The sequence below is a fragment of the Microbulbifer maximicatervae (SeqCode) genome (genome assembly GCF_052468155.1).
This window is the reverse complement of the sequence record NZ_CP174335.1, coordinates 5160421-5180870: the sequence shown is the minus strand read 5'-3', so window position 1 is coordinate 5180870 and position 20450 is coordinate 5160421. Positions and strand designations below refer to the sequence as shown.

General features: G+C 51.7%; 15 protein-coding genes. All 15 read left to right on the top strand.

Annotated elements, in window-relative coordinates; all coding sequences use genetic code 11:
- Window positions 1-4 precede the first annotated feature (4 nt).
- The 15 genes from ftsL (at window position 5) to secA (ending at window position 20230) form a co-directional block, all read left to right on the top strand.
- Complete coding sequence (gene ftsL, locus ACJJIY_RS22245) at window positions 5-280, top strand: cell division protein FtsL (RefSeq protein ID WP_444896367.1); 276 nt, start codon at window positions 5-7, stop codon at window positions 278-280.
- A gap of 188 nt (window positions 281-468) precedes the next feature.
- Window positions 469-2226 (top strand): peptidoglycan D,D-transpeptidase FtsI family protein, encoded by a 1758-nt coding sequence (locus ACJJIY_RS22240; RefSeq protein WP_444893031.1) that lies wholly within the window; start codon window positions 469-471, stop codon window positions 2224-2226.
- Window positions 2223-3755, top strand: coding sequence for a UDP-N-acetylmuramoyl-L-alanyl-D-glutamate--2,6-diaminopimelate ligase (locus tag ACJJIY_RS22235; protein ID WP_445358847.1), 1533 nt, complete (start codon window positions 2223-2225; stop codon window positions 3753-3755). The genes ACJJIY_RS22240 and ACJJIY_RS22235 overlap by 4 nt, the downstream gene beginning before the upstream one ends.
- Window positions 3748-5127 (top strand): UDP-N-acetylmuramoyl-tripeptide--D-alanyl-D-alanine ligase, encoded by a 1380-nt coding sequence (locus tag ACJJIY_RS22230; RefSeq protein ID WP_444893033.1) that lies wholly within the window; start codon window positions 3748-3750, stop codon window positions 5125-5127. The genes ACJJIY_RS22235 and ACJJIY_RS22230 overlap by 8 nt, the downstream gene beginning before the upstream one ends.
- Window positions 5127-6212 carry a phospho-N-acetylmuramoyl-pentapeptide-transferase gene (gene mraY / locus ACJJIY_RS22225; RefSeq protein WP_444893034.1) on the top strand — a complete coding sequence of 362 codons (1086 nt, stop codon included), beginning with the start codon at window positions 5127-5129 and terminating at the stop codon, window positions 6210-6212. Before ACJJIY_RS22230 ends, mraY begins: the two co-directional genes overlap by 1 nt.
- A gap of 8 nt (window positions 6213-6220) precedes the next feature.
- Window positions 6221-7603, top strand: a complete 1383-nt coding sequence (gene murD / locus ACJJIY_RS22220; RefSeq protein WP_444896369.1) for a UDP-N-acetylmuramoyl-L-alanine--D-glutamate ligase — start codon at window positions 6221-6223, stop codon at window positions 7601-7603.
- On the top strand, window positions 7600-8823 hold the full coding sequence (ftsW, locus tag ACJJIY_RS22215) for a putative lipid II flippase FtsW (RefSeq protein WP_444896370.1): 1224 nt from the start codon (window positions 7600-7602) through the stop codon (window positions 8821-8823). Before murD ends, ftsW begins: the two co-directional genes overlap by 4 nt.
- Window positions 8823-9920 (top strand): undecaprenyldiphospho-muramoylpentapeptide beta-N-acetylglucosaminyltransferase, encoded by a 1098-nt coding sequence (gene murG, locus ACJJIY_RS22210; RefSeq protein WP_444896371.1) that lies wholly within the window; start codon window positions 8823-8825, stop codon window positions 9918-9920. Before ftsW ends, murG begins: the two co-directional genes overlap by 1 nt.
- A 29-nt stretch (window positions 9921-9949) precedes the next feature.
- Window positions 9950-11413 (top strand): UDP-N-acetylmuramate--L-alanine ligase, encoded by a 1464-nt coding sequence (gene murC / locus ACJJIY_RS22205; protein WP_413663009.1) that lies wholly within the window; start codon window positions 9950-9952, stop codon window positions 11411-11413.
- A gap of 130 nt (window positions 11414-11543) precedes the next feature.
- Window positions 11544-12233: a cell division protein FtsQ/DivIB gene (locus ACJJIY_RS22200; protein ID WP_445359683.1), complete on the top strand. Its 690-nt coding sequence runs from the start codon at window positions 11544-11546 to the stop codon at window positions 12231-12233.
- Window positions 12234-12348: 115 nt separating this feature from the next.
- Window positions 12349-13584, top strand: coding sequence for a cell division protein FtsA (gene ftsA, locus ACJJIY_RS22195; RefSeq protein ID WP_282933862.1), 1236 nt, complete (start codon window positions 12349-12351; stop codon window positions 13582-13584).
- 88 nt (window positions 13585-13672) lie between these two features.
- Entirely contained in the window at window positions 13673-14914 is a 1242-nt protein-coding gene (gene ftsZ / locus ACJJIY_RS22190) for a cell division protein FtsZ (RefSeq protein ID WP_444896373.1), read from the top strand.
- A gap of 394 nt (window positions 14915-15308) precedes the next feature.
- Window positions 15309-16223 (top strand): UDP-3-O-acyl-N-acetylglucosamine deacetylase, encoded by a 915-nt coding sequence (gene lpxC, locus ACJJIY_RS22185; RefSeq protein WP_282933860.1) that lies wholly within the window; start codon window positions 15309-15311, stop codon window positions 16221-16223.
- Between the two features lie 157 nt (window positions 16224-16380).
- Window positions 16381-17316, top strand: a complete 936-nt coding sequence (locus ACJJIY_RS22180) for a M23 family metallopeptidase (protein ID WP_413663007.1) — start codon at window positions 16381-16383, stop codon at window positions 17314-17316.
- A 163-nt stretch (window positions 17317-17479) separates the two neighbouring features.
- Window positions 17480-20230 carry a preprotein translocase subunit SecA gene (gene secA, locus ACJJIY_RS22175; RefSeq protein ID WP_445358846.1) on the top strand — a complete coding sequence of 917 codons (2751 nt, stop codon included), beginning with the start codon at window positions 17480-17482 and terminating at the stop codon, window positions 20228-20230.
- The last annotated feature ends 220 nt before the right edge of the window (window positions 20231-20450 follow it).

The following is a 20450-nucleotide window of genomic DNA, read 5'->3' as shown; positions in this document are numbered from 1 at the left end:
GTTTATGTCTGGCAAGGCTCTACTTGGAGTGGGGGTAATGTGGATAGCGGTAATACTGTCGTCGCTATCTGTTATTCATACCACCCAACAAAGCCGAGAGTTAACTGCTGAGCTGGGTAAGGCACAAAAAGCCCACGATGAATTGCGCTATGAGCAGGAGCGTCTCCTTTTGGAGAAAAGTGCCTGGTCTGCCTATAGCCGGGTCGAACAGGTCGCCCGAGAAAAATTAAAAATGCATGTGCCAGCACCTTCGGAACAGGTATTGGTAGTGGCGGATTAAGTTTTAACCGCCTTGGATGAAGACGTAAGTACCCCACTGCTTGCCCGGTGGGGTTTCTGCGTTTGGGGGCTTTGGCCTTTAAATAATTATAAAGAATTTTGCGTTAATTGAGTTTTGGAGTTCAGGCCCTGGAGAGTGGCATGCTCAGCCGGGATGCAAAATAAATAGATAACGCCAACTGGGAAAACATGGGCGCAGTCAAAAAAAAGGATATTCAGCCGGGTATAGCCCGCTGGCGCTTTGCGCTGGTGGCGGTCCTGCTGTGCCTGCTCGCTCTTACCCTTGTGTTCCACTTGGCCAAACTGCAGGTAGTGCCTGCTGCTGAGCGCGGATATCGTTTCCTGCAAGACCAGGGCCGGGCCCGCACCTTGCGCACCGAAGAGATTGCTGCCTATCGGGGCTCAATAGTCGATCGAAACGGTGAGCTTCTTGCTGTCAGTACACCGGTACACAGCCTGTGGGCCAATCCCAAGCTGTTGAGTGAAATAAGCGATGCGAATTTAGTGCGCCTGGCTCGCGCGCTGGATTTACCGTCTTCCAAACTGGGCTCTCGCCTGAAGAAATACCGAAACAAAGAATTTATGTACCTGCGCCGGCACCTGTCTCCAGAAGAGGCTGAGAAAGTGCTGGACCTGGGTATTACAGGTGTTTTCAGTAAAAAAGAGTATCGGCGCTTCTATCCTGCTGGGGAGGTCGTAGCCCAACTTCTCGGTTTTACCAACATCGATGATCGCGGCCAGGAAGGAATGGAATTGGCCTACGACGATTGGCTGTCCGGACAGCCGGGATCACGTCAGGTAATTAAAGATCTGAAAGGGCGCACGGTAAGGGATTTGGCAATTCGTCAGGAAGCGCAACCGGGCAGGGATCTGCGTTTGTCTATCGATATGCGCCTGCAATATTTGGCCTACCGGGAATTAAAGCGGGCGGTGTCGGAAAACGGCGCCGCTTCCGGCTTTATGGTGATTCTCGATACTCACAGTGGCGATGTGTTGGCCATGGCCAACCAGCCTTCATTTAATCCCAATGACCGCAAAGGGGTTAAGTCGGCGGCTATGCGCAACCGTGCGCTGATCGACCAGTTTGAGCCGGGTTCTACAGTGAAACCCTTAACAGTATTGGCGGCTTTGGAAACCGGGCGCTACACCCCAAGAACAGAAATAAACACCAGCCCTGGATATATTCGCGTGCCGGGAAAAACCCTGGTGGATCCGGTTAATTACGGAAAAATAGACCTCACCAAGATTATTACCAAGTCGAGCCAGGTGGGAATTACAAAAATTGCTCTCGATTTGGAACCAAATTCTCTGCGGGGACTCTTTTATCGCTTGGGTCTGGGCGAGGCAGTGGGCAGTGGCTTCCCCGGTGAAGCACAGGGAATCTTGCCCAGTCGCAGCCGCTGGCACCCAATCGAGCGGGCTAATTTCGCCTTCGGCTACGGTTTAACAGTTAACGCCGTGCAGCTGGCACAAGCCTACAGCGTACTGGCGAATGAAGGGGTTAAGCGTCCTGTTTCCCTGGTTTTATCCGGTGACAAAGTACCGGGCGAGCCTGAGCAGGTTATTGAGCAATCCTTGGTTGGGCAGGTTACAGCGATGCTGGAGACGGTGATTTCCCGGGGTACCGGACGCCTTGCCGCTGTAGAAGGTTATCGTGTCGCCGGCAAGACCGGTACTGTGCACAAAGTTGGCAATAGTGGTTATGCGGATAATCGCTATCGCTCAGTATTTGCGGGCTTTATCCCCGCTGATAATCCGCGCCTTGCCGCGGTAGTTGTTATTGATGATCCCAGTCATGCCAAATATTACGGTGGTGAAGTTGCTGCACCGGTATTCGGTGCGGTGATGACTGGTGCTATGCGCCTGTTGCAGGTTCCGCCGGAAAAAATTAAATCGGCGGAGGGGCAATTGGCCGCGCAGTTAAGCGAGAGGGGTTCAAAATCGTGAGTCAGCGCGAAAAACATTCTGTTTCTATCAAAGAATTAGTGCCGGGTTACGCCGGTATTCCCGATATTTCTGTCACTGGTATTGCCCTGGATAGCCGCAAGATAAAAGCGGGCGATGCATTTATGGCCTTGCGCGGTTCTGTGGTCGATGGTCGGGAATATATCGATGCGGCAATTACTGCAGGTGCTGCGGTAGTGCTTGCTGATGGTGACAAGTTGGAATGTAAAAGCCGTGGTGATATCCAGGTGGTCAGTGTTCCCGGTCTGGCAAAGCGGGTAGGGGAAATTGCCGCGCGCTTCCACGGTAACCCCAGTGGTGAAATGCACTTGGTTGGAGTGACTGGCACCAACGGTAAAACCACTTGCGCCTATTTGACTTCCCAATTACTGGCTCGCCACTATGGCAGTGCAGCATTGATAGGCACCATTGGTAATGGGGTCTGGAAAGATAACCAAATCGAATTGCAGGAAACGGGTTTAACAACGCCTGACCCGGTGAGTTTACAAGCGGACTTTGCAAATTATCGCGATAGTGGTGTTGCCGCTGCCGCAATGGAAGTTTCTTCGCATTCCCTTTCTCAGGGACGTGTGCATGGGCTGATTTTTGATACGGCAATTTTTACCAATTTGAGCCGCGATCATTTGGATTATCACGGCAATATGGCCGCTTACGGCGCAGCCAAAGAGAAACTTTTCGGACTGCCAAAATTGAAGCGAGGAGTCATTAACCTGGATGATCCGTTTGGCGCCCAGTTGGCAGAGCGCTGCAAATTGCGTGGCCTGCGCGTTATTACTTATGGGCTGCAGGCGGGTGATTTATATGTTGCAGACCTGCGTCGCCATGAGCGCGGTTTTTCTGTAAAACTTAATTCCCCTTGGGGTAGCGGTGAGCTGCACGCACCCTTAATTGGCGATTTTAATATTCACAATGCCTTGGCTGTCGTAGCTGCTGCAGTGGCAGAGGGCATGCCTTTTGAAGATATTCTTGCCGCTTTCCCCACTATCAAAGCGGTGCCGGGGCGTATGGAGCGTGTCCTGGTTGAGGGTTCCGATGATGTGGGTGTATTGGTGGATTATGCCCATACACCAGATGCTCTTCGCGCGGCTTTAGCAGCAGCGCGCCCTTACTGTCGCGGTAATTTGTGGTGTGTTTTTGGTTGTGGCGGCGACCGGGATACGGGTAAGCGCGCGGCGATGGGGCGTATTGCCTCCGAGATGGCGGACCGTGCCATTGTGACTAGCGATAATCCGCGCAGCGAAGAACCACAAAAAATTATCGACGATATTCTCGAAGGGGCTGCCAGTAATATCGAAGTTGAAATTGATCGCGCGACAGCGATATCTCAGGCGATATCTGCAGCACAACCGGGGGATATTGTATTGATCGCCGGTAAAGGGCACGAAAATTACCAAATTATCGGCAGTGAAAAAATTCACTTCTGCGATCGTGAGCAAGCTGCTGCAGCTCTCAAAGCCCGCGTGGATGAATCGGGCCAGTCAAGTGAAGGCAAGGAGAGCCAAGGTGATTAATTCCCTTACGTTGCAGCAACTGCAAAGCCGTTTTGGTGGTGAGTTAATCAATGGCTCTGTGGAGTTTGAACTGGTTTGCACGGATACCCGCAAGCTGGACCCCAAATCTTTATTTGTTGCTCTGGTTGGCGAAAATTTTGATGCTCACGACTTTGTCGGTGAGCTGGATGGCCAGGTATTGGGGTTGGTTGTCGATCGTGAAGTACCCAGTTGCAGTTTACCGCAGTGGCGCGTTGAAGATACGACGGTCGCATTAGGACAAATTGGCTTACTGTGCCGTGAACAGTTTGACGGTCCGGTTGTGGCGATTACAGGGTCCTGCGGTAAAACTACCGTTAAGGAGATGCTGTCTGCAATTTTTTCCCAGAGTCATACACCCTGTGTAACCGAGGGAAACCTGAACAACCAGTTCGGTTTACCCATGACTTTGTTTGGGCTGACAGCGCAACACGATGTGTTGATTCTCGAAATGGGAGCTAACGGCCCTGACGATATTGGCTACCTGTGTAGTATCGGCAAGCCGCAGGTGACGGCGGTAAATAACGTAATGCCAGCGCATGTCGAGGGCTTTGGCTCTGTTGATGCTATCGCAAAAGCCAAGGGCCAAATTTATACCAGTTTGGATGTATCGGCGACGGCGGTGATCAATACCGATGATGGCTATGCGAATTACTGGTTGGAGAATATGCCCGAAGGGGTAAAGACTCTGGGTATTGGCTTATCTAATGAGTGTGCTATCCATGCGGATAATATTGTATTGAATCCTAACGGTTGCCCTTCATTTGACTTGGTAATTGAAGGCGTTGCTCACCCTGTTAGCCTGAAATTGCTTGGTGAGCACAATGTTCACAACGCTCTGGTTGCTGCTGGATGTGCTTTTGCTGCGGGAATACCTGCGGTGGAAATTATCAGCGGACTTAACACGGTGACCGGGGTTGCTGGGCGCTTGCAGGAGCAGGCAGGTATAGCCGGTGCAACCGTTATTGATGACAGTTACAACGCGAACCCGGGTTCAGTCGGTGCGGCCATTGAATTGCTGTCACAGCGTTCAGGTAAAAAAATTCTGGTGCTGGGGGATATGGCGGAGTTGGGGCCGGACGCGGAGGAAATGCATAGAAGCGTTGGAGCTTTGGCACGAGAGCGGGGCTTGGATGCGCTGTTTACATTGGGGCCGCTGGGTACTGCCGCCAGCATGGCCTTTTCTGCGGGGAGGCAAGAGTCGCTGCGCAATTATCGCGAGAGAGAACCCCTGGTTACTGCTCTCACTCAACAATTGGATGAACAAACCACAGTTTTGGTTAAAGGATCACGCAGCGCCCGTATGGAATTGGTAGCGCAGGCACTGCTTGGCAATAGCAGAGGGGAGAAGTAATGCTGCTTTGGCTAGCGGAGCTATTACAACAACATGTCAGCGGTTTTTCGGTATTTAATTACCTGACAGTGCGCGCAATTCTTGCTGCGTTGACGGCTCTGGGTATTTCACTACTTGTGGGTCCGCGCATGATTCACTGGTTGAACCATTTACAGGTGGGGCAGGCTGTTCGCGATGATGGTCCACAAAGCCATTTGAGTAAATCTGGTACCCCAACTATGGGCGGCACCTTGATTCTCGCCTCAATTTTTGCCTCAGCCCTACTCTGGTCTGACCTCAGCAATCGTTACGTGTGGGTTACTTTATTAGTTACCTTTGTTTTCGGTGCTGTGGGCTTCGTGGATGACTATAAAAAAGTCGTTTATAAAAATCCCCGTGGCCTTATTGCTCGCTGGAAATATTTCTGGCAATCCGTTGCCGGATTGGGTGCAGCTATTTATCTGTATATGAGTGCTTCAAGCCCGGCAGAGACCCAGTTTTTTGTTCCCTTTTTTAAAGATGTTGCGATAAACCTGGGACCGGTATCTTTTATATTGCTGACCTATTTTGTCGTTGTTGGCTCCAGTAATGCGGTTAACCTGACTGATGGCCTTGATGGCTTGGCGATTATGCCTACTGTGATGGTGGGTGGAGCACTTGGGGTGATTGCTTATCTATCCGGCCATATGGAGTTTGCTGACTACCTGCATATTCCCGCAATTCCAGGAGCTGGGGAGTTGGCGGTGTTCTGCGCTGCCCTCGGTGGTGCCGGACTCGGGTTCTTATGGTTTAACACTTATCCGGCCCAAGTGTTTATGGGGGATGTGGGCGCTCTGGCACTGGGGGCGGCGCTGGGAATTATTGCGGTAATTACTCGTCATGAAATTATTCTGTTCATTATGGGCGGTGTGTTTGTGATGGAGACGGTTTCCGTAATTTTGCAGGTGGCATCCTTTAAATTAACGGGGAAGAGAATTTTTCGCATGGCGCCTCTGCACCACCACTTTGAGTTAAAAGGGTGGCCGGAGCCACGAGTCATTGTGCGCTTTTGGATTATTACCGTCATTCTGGTCTTGGCTGGTTTGGCAACACTGAAAATTCGATAAATAGATAAATGAGCCTGATCGCGACTTCTTCACAGCAGAAAGTGGTAATAGGTCTTGGTGCTACCGGAAAGTCGGTGGTGCGCTACCTGCTGCGTCACGGCCATACGCCGGTCGTGGCAGACAGTCGCGATAACCCGCCGGGGCTCGAAGCTTTCCGTCAGGAGTTCCCTGAGGTTGCGGTGGAAACAGGTCCACTGCGCCCGGGGACAATACTCGCTGCGAGCTTGATTATTGCCAGCCCGGGAGTTGCGCTTGCTGAACCCGTATTGCAGCAGGCGATTGCGGATGGGATTCCTGTGGTTGGGGATATTGAGTTATTTGCCCAGGCTCTGACTCGGATGCAGTCGACAGCAAAGCTCGCCGCGATCACCGGCTCCAACGGAAAGAGTACAGTGACCACACTCCTGGGGGAGATGGTTGAAGAAGCGGGGCTGATAGTTGGTGTGGGTGGCAATATCGGTGTACCGGTGCTGGATTTGCTTGAGAAACCTCTGCCGGACATCTTTGTTTTGGAGCTTTCCAGTTTTCAATTGGAAACCACCTACTCGCTGGCGCCTACTGTAGCCACCATTTTAAATATGAGCGCGGACCATATGGACCGCTACCCCAGTATGGTGGAGTACCACCGGGCCAAGCAGCGTATTTATCGCGGAGCGGATCAGTTCGTGATAAATCGCGCGGACCCTTTATCCCAGGGGCCTCTTTCCCGAGAGAGACGGGAGTGGAGTTTTGGGCTTGATCAGCCGGATCTCAATCAGTTTGGCCTGCGCTTGCATGAGGGGCAGAACTGGTTGGCTCGAGGCACAGAAGTTTTAATGCCTGTGGCCGATTTGGCTATGGTGGGTAAGCATAATATTGCCAATGGTTTGGCAGCCCTGGCAATGGGCTATGCACTGGACCTGCCCACTGAGGCGATGCTAAAAGTTTTACGCAACTTTCGCGGGTTGAAACATCGCTGTGAGCGCGTGGCTGATTTTGAAGACGTTGTTTATGTTAACGATTCAAAAGGCACCAATGTAGGAGCAACCCAGGCGGCATTGGATGGCTTGGCTACGGCAAGCAGTAAAATAGTGCTTATTGCTGGAGGGGATGGCAAGGGTGCTGACTTTGCTCCCTTACGAAAAAGTGCAAGAGCACTCCGGGCCCTGGTTTGTATCGGTGTAGATGGAGACAAAATAGCAGGTGTCTTTGATGGCCTGTGCGAGATTCGCAGGGCTAGCACAATGATAGAGGCCGTCGCTGAGGCCAGGCAATTAGCTAATAGTGGTGACTATGTATTGTTATCACCGGCATGTGCCAGCTTTGATATGTATCGCAACTTTGAAGCCCGTGGTGATGATTTTCGCCAGGCCGTTCTGGAATTGTGCGATACCGCTGGAGGCTCCCGGTGAGTGCCCAGGTAATCAAGACTCAAGGTAGTGAATGGCAGGATGGGCTGCTGCTACTCAGTGTTCTGGTTCTGGCTAGCATTGGTGTGGTGATGGTTGCTTCAGCATCTATCGCCTTTGCTACGGATATTTATGGTGACCCCTGGTATTTCCTCAGGCGTCATTTGGCTTTTTTGATGGTTGGCGGATTAGCTGGATTTGTCGTTAGTCAGATTCCCCTGTCAATTTGGTCGCGACTGTCCTGGCCATTATTACTGTTTGCTTGCCTGCTATTGATCGCCGTGCTTGTGCCGGGGATTGGGCGGGAGGTGAACGGTAGCCGGCGTTGGCTGGTATTTGCAGGCATAACTGTGCAACCCGCGGAAGTGGCTAAGTTCTGTCTGCTAGTTTTTTTTGCCAGTTTTTTAACACGTCGAAATAAGCAACTACGCCATTGGACCAGCTTTATGGTGCCAGTGGTGATTCTCGCAACGGTTGCTTTGTTACTGCTTTTACAGCCGGACTTCGGTTCGGTGGTTGTAATTTCAGGCACCGTGCTGGCAATGGTTTTTTTGGCGGGAGCGCGTCTTCCCCATACTTTTTTATTGGTAGCTGCGGCTGCGAGTGGACTGGCGTTAATGGCACTGATGAGTCCCTATCGCTTACAACGATTGCTGACGTTTCTGGATCCTTGGGGGGATCAGTTTGCCAGTGGCTACCAACTTACCCAGTCCCTGATTGCATTTGGTCGCGGAGAGTGGTTTGGAGTTGGTTTGGGCAATAGTGTGCAGAAACTGTTTTACCTGCCTGAGGCCCATACGGATTTTATTTTTGCCATTCTGGCAGAGGAATGGGGAATGTTGGGTGGCGTAGTGCTGGTAGGGCTTTTTGTTGTTCTCACCTACTCACTGCTCCGCCTGGTAAAAGAGGCCCTGGTGCAGGAGAAATTTTTCGCTGCACTTCTAGCTTTTGGTATGGCAGTGTTATTGGCAGGACAAGCTTTCGTGAATATGGGCGTTGCTTCAGGCCTGTTGCCGACTAAAGGGCTAACACTGCCATTTGTCAGCTCTGGTGGCAGCAGCCTGATTGTATGTTGTGCATTACTCGGCTTGGCGATGCGGATTCGGGCTGAACTAAAAGAGCCTGTTGAAAACGGAAGCGGGGGGCTTGAGCTATTGCGTCAGCTGCCAATATTCCATTCACCCAAGTCTAGTGTGAAGGGCAGCAACGGAGAAACGGTTTGATGTCTGAAGTAAATAAGCGTTTTTCTGGAAAGAAGTTTTTGCTGATGGCCGGTGGTACCGGCGGTCATGTGTTCCCAGCGTTGGCTGTGGCTAAAGCGTTGCAAGAGCAGGGAGCTGTTGTCGAGTGGTTAGGCACTGCCCGTGGGATTGAATCCCGATTAATACCTGCGGCGAATATTCCTTTGCACTGCATTAAAGTGGAGGGTATTCGGGGGAAGGGAAAGTTGGCCTTACTTAAAGCCCCGTTGCAAATTTTGCGGGCAATTGCTCAGGCCAGGACAGTTGTTAAGCAGGTACAACCCGATGCAGTACTCGGCTTTGGTGGCTTTGCGACCGGCCCAGGGGGCGTTGCAGCCCGTCTCGGGGGGATACCGTTGATTATTCACGAACAAAATGCTGTTGCCGGAACGACAAACCGCTTGTTAGCGCGGATTTCCAGCCAGGTGCTTGAAGCATTTCCCAGTGGGTTACCCGGTGCTAGGCAAGTGGGCAATCCAGTGCGCAAAGAGATTGCAGAATTGCCTGAGCCAGAAACTCGAATTGGCAGCCAGTCGTCTCTGCGCCTTTTGGTATTGGGCGGTAGCCTCGGTGCTGTAGCAATTAATGAACTGGTTCCTAAGGCAATCGCATTGCTGAAACCCTCCCTGCGCCCGGTAGTGGTCCACCAGGCTGGAGAGCGCCACCTTCAGGCTGCCAAAGATGCCTATAAAGAGGCGGCAGTAGAAGCTGAGGTGGTCCCTTTTATTGCGGATATGGCTGAGGCCTACCGCTCTGCGGACCTGATTATTTGCCGTTCCGGGGCTTTGACTGTTTCTGAAATTTCAGCTGCGGGAGTCGGTGCAATCATGGTGCCTTTCCCCTTTGCAATTGATGATCATCAAACGCGTAATGGCGAATGGTTGCAAAATGCTGGCGGAGCGATTGTTATGCAGCAGCGGGAAATGGACGAGCAGAAGTTATCCGGCTTGTTACAAAGCCTGTTAGAAGATCGTCAGAAACTATTGCAAATGGCGACCTCCGCGCGGCGCGCGGCAAAAACTGATGCGACTGAGCAAGTGGTTAACGCTTGCAGAGAAGAGCTGGCCTCGGCCAGGTAACACAGAATAAGTGGACGAAGGTTAAAGTAATGTCTTCAGTGCGGACAAACGAAGATAAAAGTTATGCGGTACCGGCCATGCGCCGTATCCGCCGTATCCACTTTATTGGTATCGGTGGTGCCGGTATGAGCGGCATTGCAGAGGTACTGCAGAACCAGGGCTACGAAGTCTCAGGTTCTGACCTGCGTGAATCTGCGGTTACTGACAGGTTGCGCAAGTTGGGTGTTAAAGTCCAAATTGGGCACAGTGAGGAAAATGTTCGCGGCGTTGATGTTGTGGTTAATTCCTCTGCCGTACATGGCGATAACCCGGAGCTGATTGAAGCGAGAGAAAAGAGAATCCCTATTGTACGCCGTGCCGAAATGCTCGGTGAACTGATGCGCTATCGCTATGGCATTGCTGTGGCAGGAACCCACGGAAAGACCACCACGACCAGCTTAATCGCCTCAATCTTTGCGGCAGACAAAAAAGATCCGACCTTTGTTATCGGTGGCCTGGTCAACGCTGCAGGTGCCAATGCTGCCTTGGGCGAAAGTCGTTATTTAGTGGCTGAAGCAGATGAGAGCGATGCGTCTTTTATTCACTTACAGCCGATGGTGACGGTGATTACCAATATCGATGCAGACCATATGGAAACTTATGGTGGCGACTTCGAGAAGGTAAAGCAGATCTTTATTGATTTTGTTCACAACCTGCCGTTTTACGGTTTGGCGGTAGTTTGCGGGGATGACGCCAATGTTCAGGAAGTTATTCCCAAGTTTTCCCGCCCGGTTCTGACCTATGGATTTGATGAGGGTAATGACTATCGCATCGTTGAAGTAAAGCAAGAACCACTGCGCAGCCATTTCACGGTACAGAGACCCAAGGGTGATCTATTGCAGGTTTCTGTGAATACACCGGGTATTCACAATGTTCTCAATGCGACTGCAGCAATTGCTGTAGCTAGTGACGAAGGCGTTAGTGATGAAGCAATTCGCCAAGGTCTAATAGGCTTCCAGGGCGTTGGTCGTCGATTCCAGATCTACGGTGATTATGCCGTTAGCGATGATACCGAAGCTGATAAGGTGATGTTGGTAGATGACTACGGTCACCACCCACGCGAGGTAGCGGCTACCGTAAAGACAGTTCGAGATGGCTGGCCGGATCGTCGCTTGGTAATGATTTATCAGCCCCACCGTTATACCCGTACGCGGGACTTGTTTGAAGACTTTGTCCAGGTCCTCTCTGAGGTGGATAAGTTAATTTTGCTGGATGTATACAGTGCGGGTGAAGCGCCAATTGCTGGTGCCGATGGCAGAACGCTTGCGCGAAGTTTACGCAACAGGGGACAGGTAGATCCGATTTTTATGGAAACTATCGATCAGGTTCCACCGGTATTAGCTGATCTGTTGGAGCCAGGTGATATTGTCCTGACCCAGGGAGCTGGCAACGTCGGAGCACTTTCGCAAAGGTTGGCTGATTGGCGCTTGGGCGAGCGCAGCGGCGAGGGCTAAGTAGCTAGTGAAAGGAGCTGGAACGAAATCAGCCGGGAGAAAAAAAAAGACAGCTCGCGGAGCGAGCCCTCTTGGAACCGATGATCCCGAGAAGCTTCGTCTGAACTGGAAGCGGTGTTTTTTTTTATTGGTGTTGTTCGCAGGCTTTAGTGCTTTGCTCTATGGTGCAGTTTGGTTATGGCGATGGGTGCCATCGGTTGAGTTGAGTAATGTTGATGCCCTAGAGCAAGTTGAAGTACGCGGGGCTTTTAATGCGGTAACTGAAGAAGAGTTAAGAGAGGTGCTTCTTCCTCACTTGAAAGCGGGCTTTTTTTCAGCGGACATTCAGGCGATGCAGCAGACATTACTGTCTAACCCCTGGATTACTTCCGCCTCGGTGAGCAGGCGTTGGCCGAAGGGCGTTGAGGTTGATATCACTGAAGCGCAACCTCTCGCCACCTGGGGTAAAGATAAATTGTTGGTAGCGAATGGGGATCTGTTGCCGCGTCCGTCACATATGGGGGTTCAGTCCCTGCCCGAGCTTGCCGGGGATGAAGAGTTGGTAGAGCGGATTATGCTGCAATACCGCGCGCTTGCGGGGTTGCTGACCACGCGGGATATGGAGGTTAAACGGTTGTCATTTGACGACCTAAGCGGTTGGCATCTGGAGTTAGTGTCGGGAATTGAATTAAAACTTGGCCATGATGCTTTATTGGAGCGAGTACACCGTTTTTTGTATTTGAGTCGGGGTGTACTGGCGCCGCACTTGCAAAAAGTTGTCAGCGTCGATACGCGCTACAGCAATGCGGTAGCGGTTCAATGGAAAGACGAAGAAAAGTAAACATCGAGGCAGCCCGGGTGGCTGTTTTATAGATAAAAGTTTAAAAGCGAATGCTGTGTTCTGGTCCGATAGCAGAACCTGAAACAGAATGCAGCTCAGCGAGGTTGGCACGAAAATGACACAGGTATCCGATCAGCGCATGATTGTTGGACTGGATATAGGCACCTCTAAAGTAGTCGCTATTGTCGGTGAAGCTTCCGGTGATGGGGAACTTAATATTGTCGGTATCGGCTCTCATCGTTCCACTGGAATGAAAAAGGGCGTAGTGGTTAATATTGAATCAACCGTGCAATCTATACAGCGCGCTGTGGAAGAAGCTGAGTTGATGGCGGGTTGTGAAATTCACTCTGTGTACGCAGGGATTGCGGGAAGTCACATTCGCAGCTTGAACTCTCACGGTATAGTTGCGATTAAGGATCGAGAGGTTACCCAACAGGATCTCGATCGTGTTATTGATGCTGCCAGGGCTGTCGCTATTCCTGCGGACCAGAAGATTTTGCACACGCTTCCGCAGGAATACCTGATTGATAATCAGGAAGGGGTAAAAGAACCTCTCGGAATGTCTGGTGTTCGCCTCGAAGCAAAGGTCCATTTGGTCAGCGGTGCAGTGAATGCTGCACAGAATATTGAAAAGTGTATTCGTCGATGTGGTCTGGAAGTAGAAGATGTCATTCTTGAACAATTGGCTTCAAGTTACGCAGTCCTGACCGAAGATGAAAAAGAGTTGGGAGTATGCATGGTAGATATTGGTGGGGGAACTACCGATATTGCTGTGTTTACTGGTGGATCTATTAGGCATACCGGTGTGATACCGATTGCTGGAGACCAGGTTACCAATGATATTGCCATGGCTTTGCGCACACCGACACCGCACGCAGAAGATTTGAAAATCAAATATGCGTGCGCGTTGGCAAAACTCGCTCGCGAAGGTGAGACCATTAAGGTACCGAGCGTTGGTGATCGCGCGCCTAGGGATTTATCCCGACAGGCATTGGCCGAGGTCGTTGAGCCGCGCTACGACGAATTGTTTACATTAGTACAGGCGGAGTTACGTCGCAGCGGCTTCGAAGATTTGTGTGCGGCGGGTGTAGTACTTACCGGCGGCTCTTCAAAAATGGAGGGCGCGGTTGAACTGGCTGAGGAAATTTTTCATATGCCGGTTCGCCTAGCAGTGCCTCAGGGTATTGCAGGTTTGACGGATATCGTCAGCAACCCAATTTATTCCACTGGAGTTGGATTATTGATGTATGCGATGCAGCAGGAAGAGGCTCGAGAGGGCAAAATACAGCCTGTGCGCAACGATAATCAGTGGTGGGACAAGGTAAAGCACTGGTTTCGCGGAAATTTGTAATAGAGTGCAACCAGATTTAGCCATCCGGTGAAGGATTTTTTTTAGGCATGGCTGTAAAATTCGACATGAGCAAGAAAGGGGAACAGCAATGTTCGAACTAGTTGATAGCGTACAGGATAAGCCTGTCATCAAGGTGATTGGTGTCGGCGGCGGTGGTGGTAATGCTGTTAAGCATATGATCGCCAATGATGTTGAGGGTGTAGATTTTATCTGTGCAAATACAGATGCACAGGCCCTCAAAGATGTTGAGGCCCGCACTATCCTGCAACTGGGTAACACAATTACACGCGGTTTGGGCGCAGGGGCAAACCCGGATATTGGCCGTCAGTCCGCACTTGAAGATCGCGATCGCATTGCTGAGGTATTAACCGGTGCGGATATGGTATTCATCACTGCCGGTATGGGCGGTGGTACCGGTACCGGTGGTGCTCCGATTGTCGCTGAGATTGCAAAAGAACTGGGCATCCTTACCGTTGCGGTAGTTACTCGCCCATTTAAGATCGAAGGGCGCAAACGCACAGTTGTAGCTGAAGAGGGTATCCTCGAGCTGCGCGATAAAGTTGATTCTCTGATTACTATCCCCAACGATCGTTTGCTGGAAGTACTCGGTAGCAAGATCACAATGAAATCTGCTTACAAAGAGGCAGATAACGTTTTATTGGGTGCTGTACAAGGCATTGCCGACCTGATGATTCGTCCGGGCATCATGAACGTGGACTTCGCCGATGTGCGCACCGTAATGTCTGAAATGGGCATGGCGATGATGGGGTCCGGTTCTGCCGTCGGTGAAAACCGTGCGCGTGAAGCGGCTGAGAAAGCCGTGCGAAGCCCGCTACTGGATAACGTCAACCTGGCAGGTGCTCGCGGTATCCTGGTAAATATCATCACCGGTAGCGAAGAGGCGGGCTGTCAGGAACTGACCCTGGGTGAGTACTCTGAAGTAGGTGAGATTGTCCAGGAAATCGCCTCCGATGAAGCTACTGTGGTTATCGGTACAGCGGTAGATGATAAGCTCGGTGATGAGATGCGGGTTACCGTTGTGGCCGCAGGTCTTGGCGAGGGTACTCCTGCAGCGCGTCCGGCGAAGGTGGTGGATAATACCCGCCGCCCAGAGCCTCGCGAGCCTGTTCGTGAAACCCGTGAGGTTCGCGATAGTCACAGCGCTCACACTGGCCACAGCTCTGCGGGACTGGCAAGCCGCGAGGCCATTGATCCGCGCCCTCGTGCTGAAGCGGAGCGCCCCAAGCGCCCGGCTCCTGCCCTGAATCCCGCTGATGCGGATATGGAGTACCTGGATATTCCAGCCTTCCTGCGCCGCCAGGCAGACTAGAAAACGGTACCGCAGAGGCAGAACACCGCTCATGTCTGCCCGGCTCCGGCTGGGTATTGCCGCTGCGGTGCGGCTTTTGCTCGGGTCTACCTTGTCGAATGGGTGGGCCCTTGCCCCGTTTGTGTAGATTTTGATCAGAATTGGTGAGTCGCAATAACTATCTAAAATAATTAACAATTATTAACAGCGCTTGCGGAGCTTAGGATCTTAGAATGCTGTCATAGCGACATGCGTTGGCGCTGCAATCTTTGCTTGATCTATCCTCATATAGGTAGGTGGTGAACAGTTGTGGTGACCACTCGCCCAGAATTGGTATTGGCGTCGCAATTGTGCTAGTATCGATGGCTTGCTGCGCCTTAGGGGCGTAGTCCACCGACGGGGAAAAGATAGTTTCATGATCAAACAGCGCACGCTTAAGAATGCTATTCGCGCCACTGGCGTAGGTCTGCACACTGGCAAGAAAGTTGTACTTACCCTTAAACCAGCGCCCGTAGACACCGGTATCGTGTTCCGTAGAACCGATTTAGACCCGGTTGTTGAAATCGAGGCTCGTGCGGAAAATGTCGGCGACACTCTCCTTTCAACCACCCTGGAAAAGGGTGATGTTCGCATTGCGACGGTAGAGCATTTGCTCTCGGCAATGGCGGGCCTTGGCATTGATAACGCGGTTGTCGAGTTATCCGCGCAAGAAGTGCCCATTATGGATGGCAGTGCCGGCCCATTTGTATTTCTAATTCAATCTGCAGGTATCCAGGAGCAAGCAGCTCCGAAGAAATTCCTGCGAATCAAGAAGCCGGTAACTGTAGAGGATGGCGATAAGGTTGCCAGCTTCCTGCCTTTTAATGGCTTTAAAGTGTCCTTCACAATCGACTTTGACCACCCGGTTTTCCAGGGGCGTAACCTGAGTTCATCCGTGGACTTCTCCAGCACCTCCTTTGTGAAGGAAGTGAGTCGCGCCCGTACCTTTGGCTTTATGCACGAGATCGAGTACTTGCGCTCCAAAGGCCTGGTTCAGGGCGGTTCCGTTGATAACGCAATTGTGATTGACCAATACCGTATTCTGAATGAAGGCGGGTTGCGTTATGAAGACGAATTTGTGAAACATAAAATTCTGGATGCGATTGGCGATCTCTATCTTCTGGGAACCAGCCTGATTGGTGAGTTCAAGGCCTTTAAGTCTGGCCATGCGCTGAACAATAAATCCCTTCGCAACCTGATGGCTCAGGAGGATGCTTGGGAAATGGTCACCTTTGAAGGTGAGCAGGAAGAAGCACCGATCTCCTATATTAAGCCTATTTTGGCAGTTTGATACTTTCGCAAGAAGCCGGCATTATAGTGCCGGCTTTTTTGTATGATTGTTTCACAGAGAAAGCCTATAGATTTTTGGTATCCTTATCGGTTTGGCACCTCGGCTTGTGAGCTGGGGACTAACGAAAATTAAAAATGTCGAACTCCTCACAGTTCCTATGAAAGTAATCCTGGTTAATGAGCGCGGTGCGACTCGCAGCTTTAATTTTGGCAGTTTGAGCAAAGCCCTGTTGGGGTTGTGCTTGCTGAGCCTCCCTGTGGGTGCATTTCTGCTGGGGGCGAATTTACCGGTTACTAAAACTGACCTATTTGATTCCCGAACGGCCAAGGCCTGGAGCCGCGCACTGCGCAAACAGCAGGAAGAAATTGCTGAAGCAGACAGAGAGGCGCGGGAGCAGCTGGCAGCTCTTACCGTTAAGCTTGCAGAGTTGCAGGCGCGTTTAACTCGCCTTGATGCACTGGGTGAGCGTTTAACCTCTGTTGCCAATCTCGATGAAGGAGAGTTTGAGTTTGGCAGTGCACCTGCTATCGGTGGGCCGGAAGACCCCGGAATCGCAGGTGCATCGGAGTTGCCGTATCAGCCACCGGAATTCCTGGATGTTATTGGAGATCTCTCTCATCAGATTGAGGATCGCCAAATGCAGCTGAACACACTCGAATCCCTGATGGCGAACCTCAAGCTTGAGGACGAGCAGTTTTTAGCGGGCCGCCCGATCAGCAAGGGGTGGATGTCTTCCCGTTATGGTTATCGCACCGATCCATTCACTGGCCGTAGGACCTGGCATAAGGGTGTGGATTTTGCTGGCAAGATGGGCTCCGATGTTGTTTCAGTAGCCGCAGGTGTTGTCACCTGGGCTGATGAGCGCCATGGGTATGGTCAGTTGGTAGAAATTAATCACGGCAATGGTTATTCAACCCGCTATGGGCACAATAGTGAGCTGAAAGTGGGATTGGGTGACGTGGTCAAGAGGGGGCAGACTATTGCCCTGATGGGTTCCAGTGGCCGTTCTACCGGGCCCCATGTTCACTTTGAGATATATAAGAACAACCGCACGGTTGATCCAGCTAGCTATATCCGCCGCACAGGCAGATAAGAACTATCCTTCCTTTACGCGTAATTGTTGGTAGCTTGGCATAAGAGTTGCCAGCGCTTGCGCCTTCCTGTTTACTTGCACCCCTCGCATAAAGGAGCGTCGGTGCATCGATCTGCCCGATATTAGCGCCGACAGCGCAAATAAGATAAGTGGTTTCTAGATAATGATTGGCAAACTGATTAAATCGGTCTTTGGTTCAAAAAATGACCGCGAGCTGAAGCGCATGCGACGCGTCGTGGGAAAGATCAACGCTTTGGAAGAGGATTTCCAGAAGCTTGACGATGCAGGCCTGCGGGCTAAAACGGATGAGTTTAGGCAGCGACTCGCTGACGGGGAAAAACTCGATCAAATCCTGCCTGAGGCGTTTGCGGCGGTGCGTGAAGCGGGTCGCCGGGCCATGGGTATGCGCCACTTCGATGTTCAGCTGATCGGCGGGATGACCCTGCATGAAGGGCGTATTGCAGAAATGCGTACCGGCGAAGGTAAAACCCTGGTTGCAACCCTGCCGGCTTATCTGAATGCACTTGAAGGCAAGGGCGTTCATATTGTTACGGTGAACGATTACCTCGCTTCGCGGGATGCCAATTGGATGCGTCCGGTGTATGAATTCCTGGGTATGACGGTGGGAGTTATTGTTTCCCAGCAGCCACCGGAAGAAAAGAAAGCGGCCTATGAGGCTGACATTACTTACGGCACTAATAACGAATTCGGTTTTGATTACCTGCGTGACAACATGGTGTTGCGCAAAGAGGACCGTACCCAGCGCCCTCAGAACTTCGCTATTGTCGATGAGGTGGACTCCATCCTGATCGATGAGGCGCGTACTCCGCTAATCATTTCTGGAGCCGCCGAAGACTCGTCCCACCTTTATATGGCAATGAATAAGTTGGTTCCCCAGCTGGAGCGTGCCGAAGAAGGTGGGGAGGGGCACTACACCGTTGATGAAAAGACTCGCCAGGTTGAGCTGACGGAACAGGGTCACTTGTTGATCGAGGACCTGCTGTCACGCAGCGGGTTAATGAAGGAAGATCAGTCCCTTTACGCCCCCGGGAACCTGGGTCTGTTGCACCACGTGCACGCTGCCCTGCGCGCGCATGTACTGTTTAATCGCGATGTGGATTACATCGTGCAGAATGGCCAGGTGGTGTTAATTGATGAGCACACAGGTCGGACCATGCCGGGTCGCCGTCTCTCCGAAGGCCTGCACCAGGCGCTGGAAGCAAAAGAGAGTGTGCAGATTCAGAGTGAGAGCCAGACTCTCGCTTCTACAACATTCCAGAACCTGTTCCGCTTCTATCCCAAACTGTCGGGAATGACCGGTACAGCGGATACAGAGGCGTTTGAATTCCAGCAAATTTATGGCCTGGACGTGGTGGTGATCCCCACCAATAAGCAAATTCAACGTGAAGACCTCAATGACCTGGTTTACCTGAGCCAGGAAGAGAAGATGGAAGCGATTATTGAGGATGTGAAGCACTGTCGCGAAAAGCAGGCTCCAATCCTTGTAGGTACCGCTTCTATCGAAACCTCTGAAGAAATGTCCCGCAAGTTGCAAAAGGCGGGCATTAAGCACCAGGTTCTCAACGCGAAATACCACGAGCGCGAAGCGCAGATCATCGCCCAGGCGGGTCGCCCGGGTGCAGTGACTATCGCTACCAATATGGCTGGTCGCGGTACCGACATTGTTCTCGGTGGTAACTGGGAAGCTGAAGCGACGGCCTTGGGGCAGGAAAAAGATCGCGAACTGACTGAAGCGGAACTCGCACAAGTCAAGAAAGATTGGAAGAAGCGTCACGAGCAGGTGATCGCTGCGGGCGGTCTGCATATTATCGGTACTGAGCGCCATGAATCCCGCCGTATTGATAACCAGCTGCGAGGTCGTGCAGGTCGTCAGGGTGACCCGGGTGTTACTCGTTTCTACTTATCTCTGGAAGATAACCTTATGCGCATCTTCGCCTCTGACCGGGTGAAGAATTTTATGCAGATGCTGGGTATGGAGCGCGGTGAGGCGATTGAGCACCGCATGGTTTCCAACGCTATCGAAAAAGCCCAGCGCCGTGTTGAAGGTCGCAACTTTGATATTCGCAAGCAGTTGTTGGAATACGATGACGTGGCCAATGACCAGCGTCAGGTGATTTACGGCCAGCGCAATGAGCTGCTGGAAGCTGAGGTTATCAGTGATACCATCTCTGCCATTCGCGAAGATGTGGTTGACGGCATTGTCTCCGGTTCTATTCCTCCCCAGAGCGTAGAAGAGCAGTGGGATATTCCAGCCCTTGAGCAGCAGCTCTCTGGCGAATTGGGTATCCAGTTGCCGGTTCAGCAGTGGCTCGATGAAGATCGCACTCTGCACGAAGAGAGCCTGCGGAAAAAGATTACTGTCGCCGCGCAGGAGGCTTATGCGGCAAAAGTTTCCCGCATTGGTGAATCTTCCGGTGATGCCAATCTGATGCCGACTATCGAGCGTCAGATTATGCTGCAAGTATTGGATCAGTTGTGGAAGGAGCACCTTTCCAGCATGGACCACTTGCGTGCGGGTATTGGTTTGCGGGCTTACGCCAACAAAAACCCCAAGCAGGAATTCAAGCGCGAGTCTTTCCATCTGTTCCAGAGCATGCTGGAGAACCTCAAGCATGAAGTAGTGCGTATTCTTGCCCACGTAGAGCCGATGACTCGTGAGCAAGCGGAAGAGATGGAGCAGCGTCGCTTGGAAGAGCAGCGCAGGCAGCAGCTTGAGCTGCAACACGCTCAAGCTTCGGCGCTTCCAGAAAGTGAGCCCAAGGAGCAGCAGCCGGCTACCCCGGCACCGGAGCGTCGCGGTCCTAAAGTCGGGCGCAATGATCCCTGCCCCTGTGGTTCCGGGAAAAAGTACAAGCAGTGTCACGGCAAGCTGGCTTCCTCTACCCAGAGCTAATTTTCTACCGCTTGGATTCAGAAAGTGCCCCGCTTAGCGGGGTATTTTTTTAACCGGTAGAAGAATTATCTGCGGAAAAAAATTTTAATCCCGCAGATAAGTTTATTTTTGGCTTGCCTTACTGAGGTTCGGCTTTGATAATGTCGGCCGCTCATTTATTTCCGCTATTCCGTTTGGGTGAACTGGGGTCTAGGTTTACCTGCAGCTGTGATAGCCCAAA

Coding starts and splice junctions, on each gene's coding strand:
- ftsL (WP_444896367.1), top strand. CDS start 5: ATGTCTGGCAAGGCTCTACTTGGAGTGGGGGTAATGTGGATAGCGGTA.
- ACJJIY_RS22240 (WP_444893031.1), top strand. CDS start 469: ATGGGCGCAGTCAAAAAAAAGGATATTCAGCCGGGTATAGCCCGCTGG.
- mraY (WP_444893034.1), top strand. CDS start 5,127: ATGCTGCTTTGGCTAGCGGAGCTATTACAACAACATGTCAGCGGTTTT.
- murD (WP_444896369.1), top strand. CDS start 6,221: ATGAGCCTGATCGCGACTTCTTCACAGCAGAAAGTGGTAATAGGTCTT.
- murG (WP_444896371.1), top strand. CDS start 8,823: ATGTCTGAAGTAAATAAGCGTTTTTCTGGAAAGAAGTTTTTGCTGATG.
- murC (WP_413663009.1), top strand. CDS start 9,950: ATGTCTTCAGTGCGGACAAACGAAGATAAAAGTTATGCGGTACCGGCC.
- ftsA (WP_282933862.1), top strand. CDS start 12,349: ATGACACAGGTATCCGATCAGCGCATGATTGTTGGACTGGATATAGGC.
- ftsZ (WP_444896373.1), top strand. CDS start 13,673: ATGTTCGAACTAGTTGATAGCGTACAGGATAAGCCTGTCATCAAGGTG.
- lpxC (WP_282933860.1), top strand. CDS start 15,309: ATGATCAAACAGCGCACGCTTAAGAATGCTATTCGCGCCACTGGCGTA.
- ACJJIY_RS22180 (WP_413663007.1), top strand. CDS start 16,381: ATGAAAGTAATCCTGGTTAATGAGCGCGGTGCGACTCGCAGCTTTAAT.
- secA (WP_445358846.1), top strand. CDS start 17,480: ATGATTGGCAAACTGATTAAATCGGTCTTTGGTTCAAAAAATGACCGC.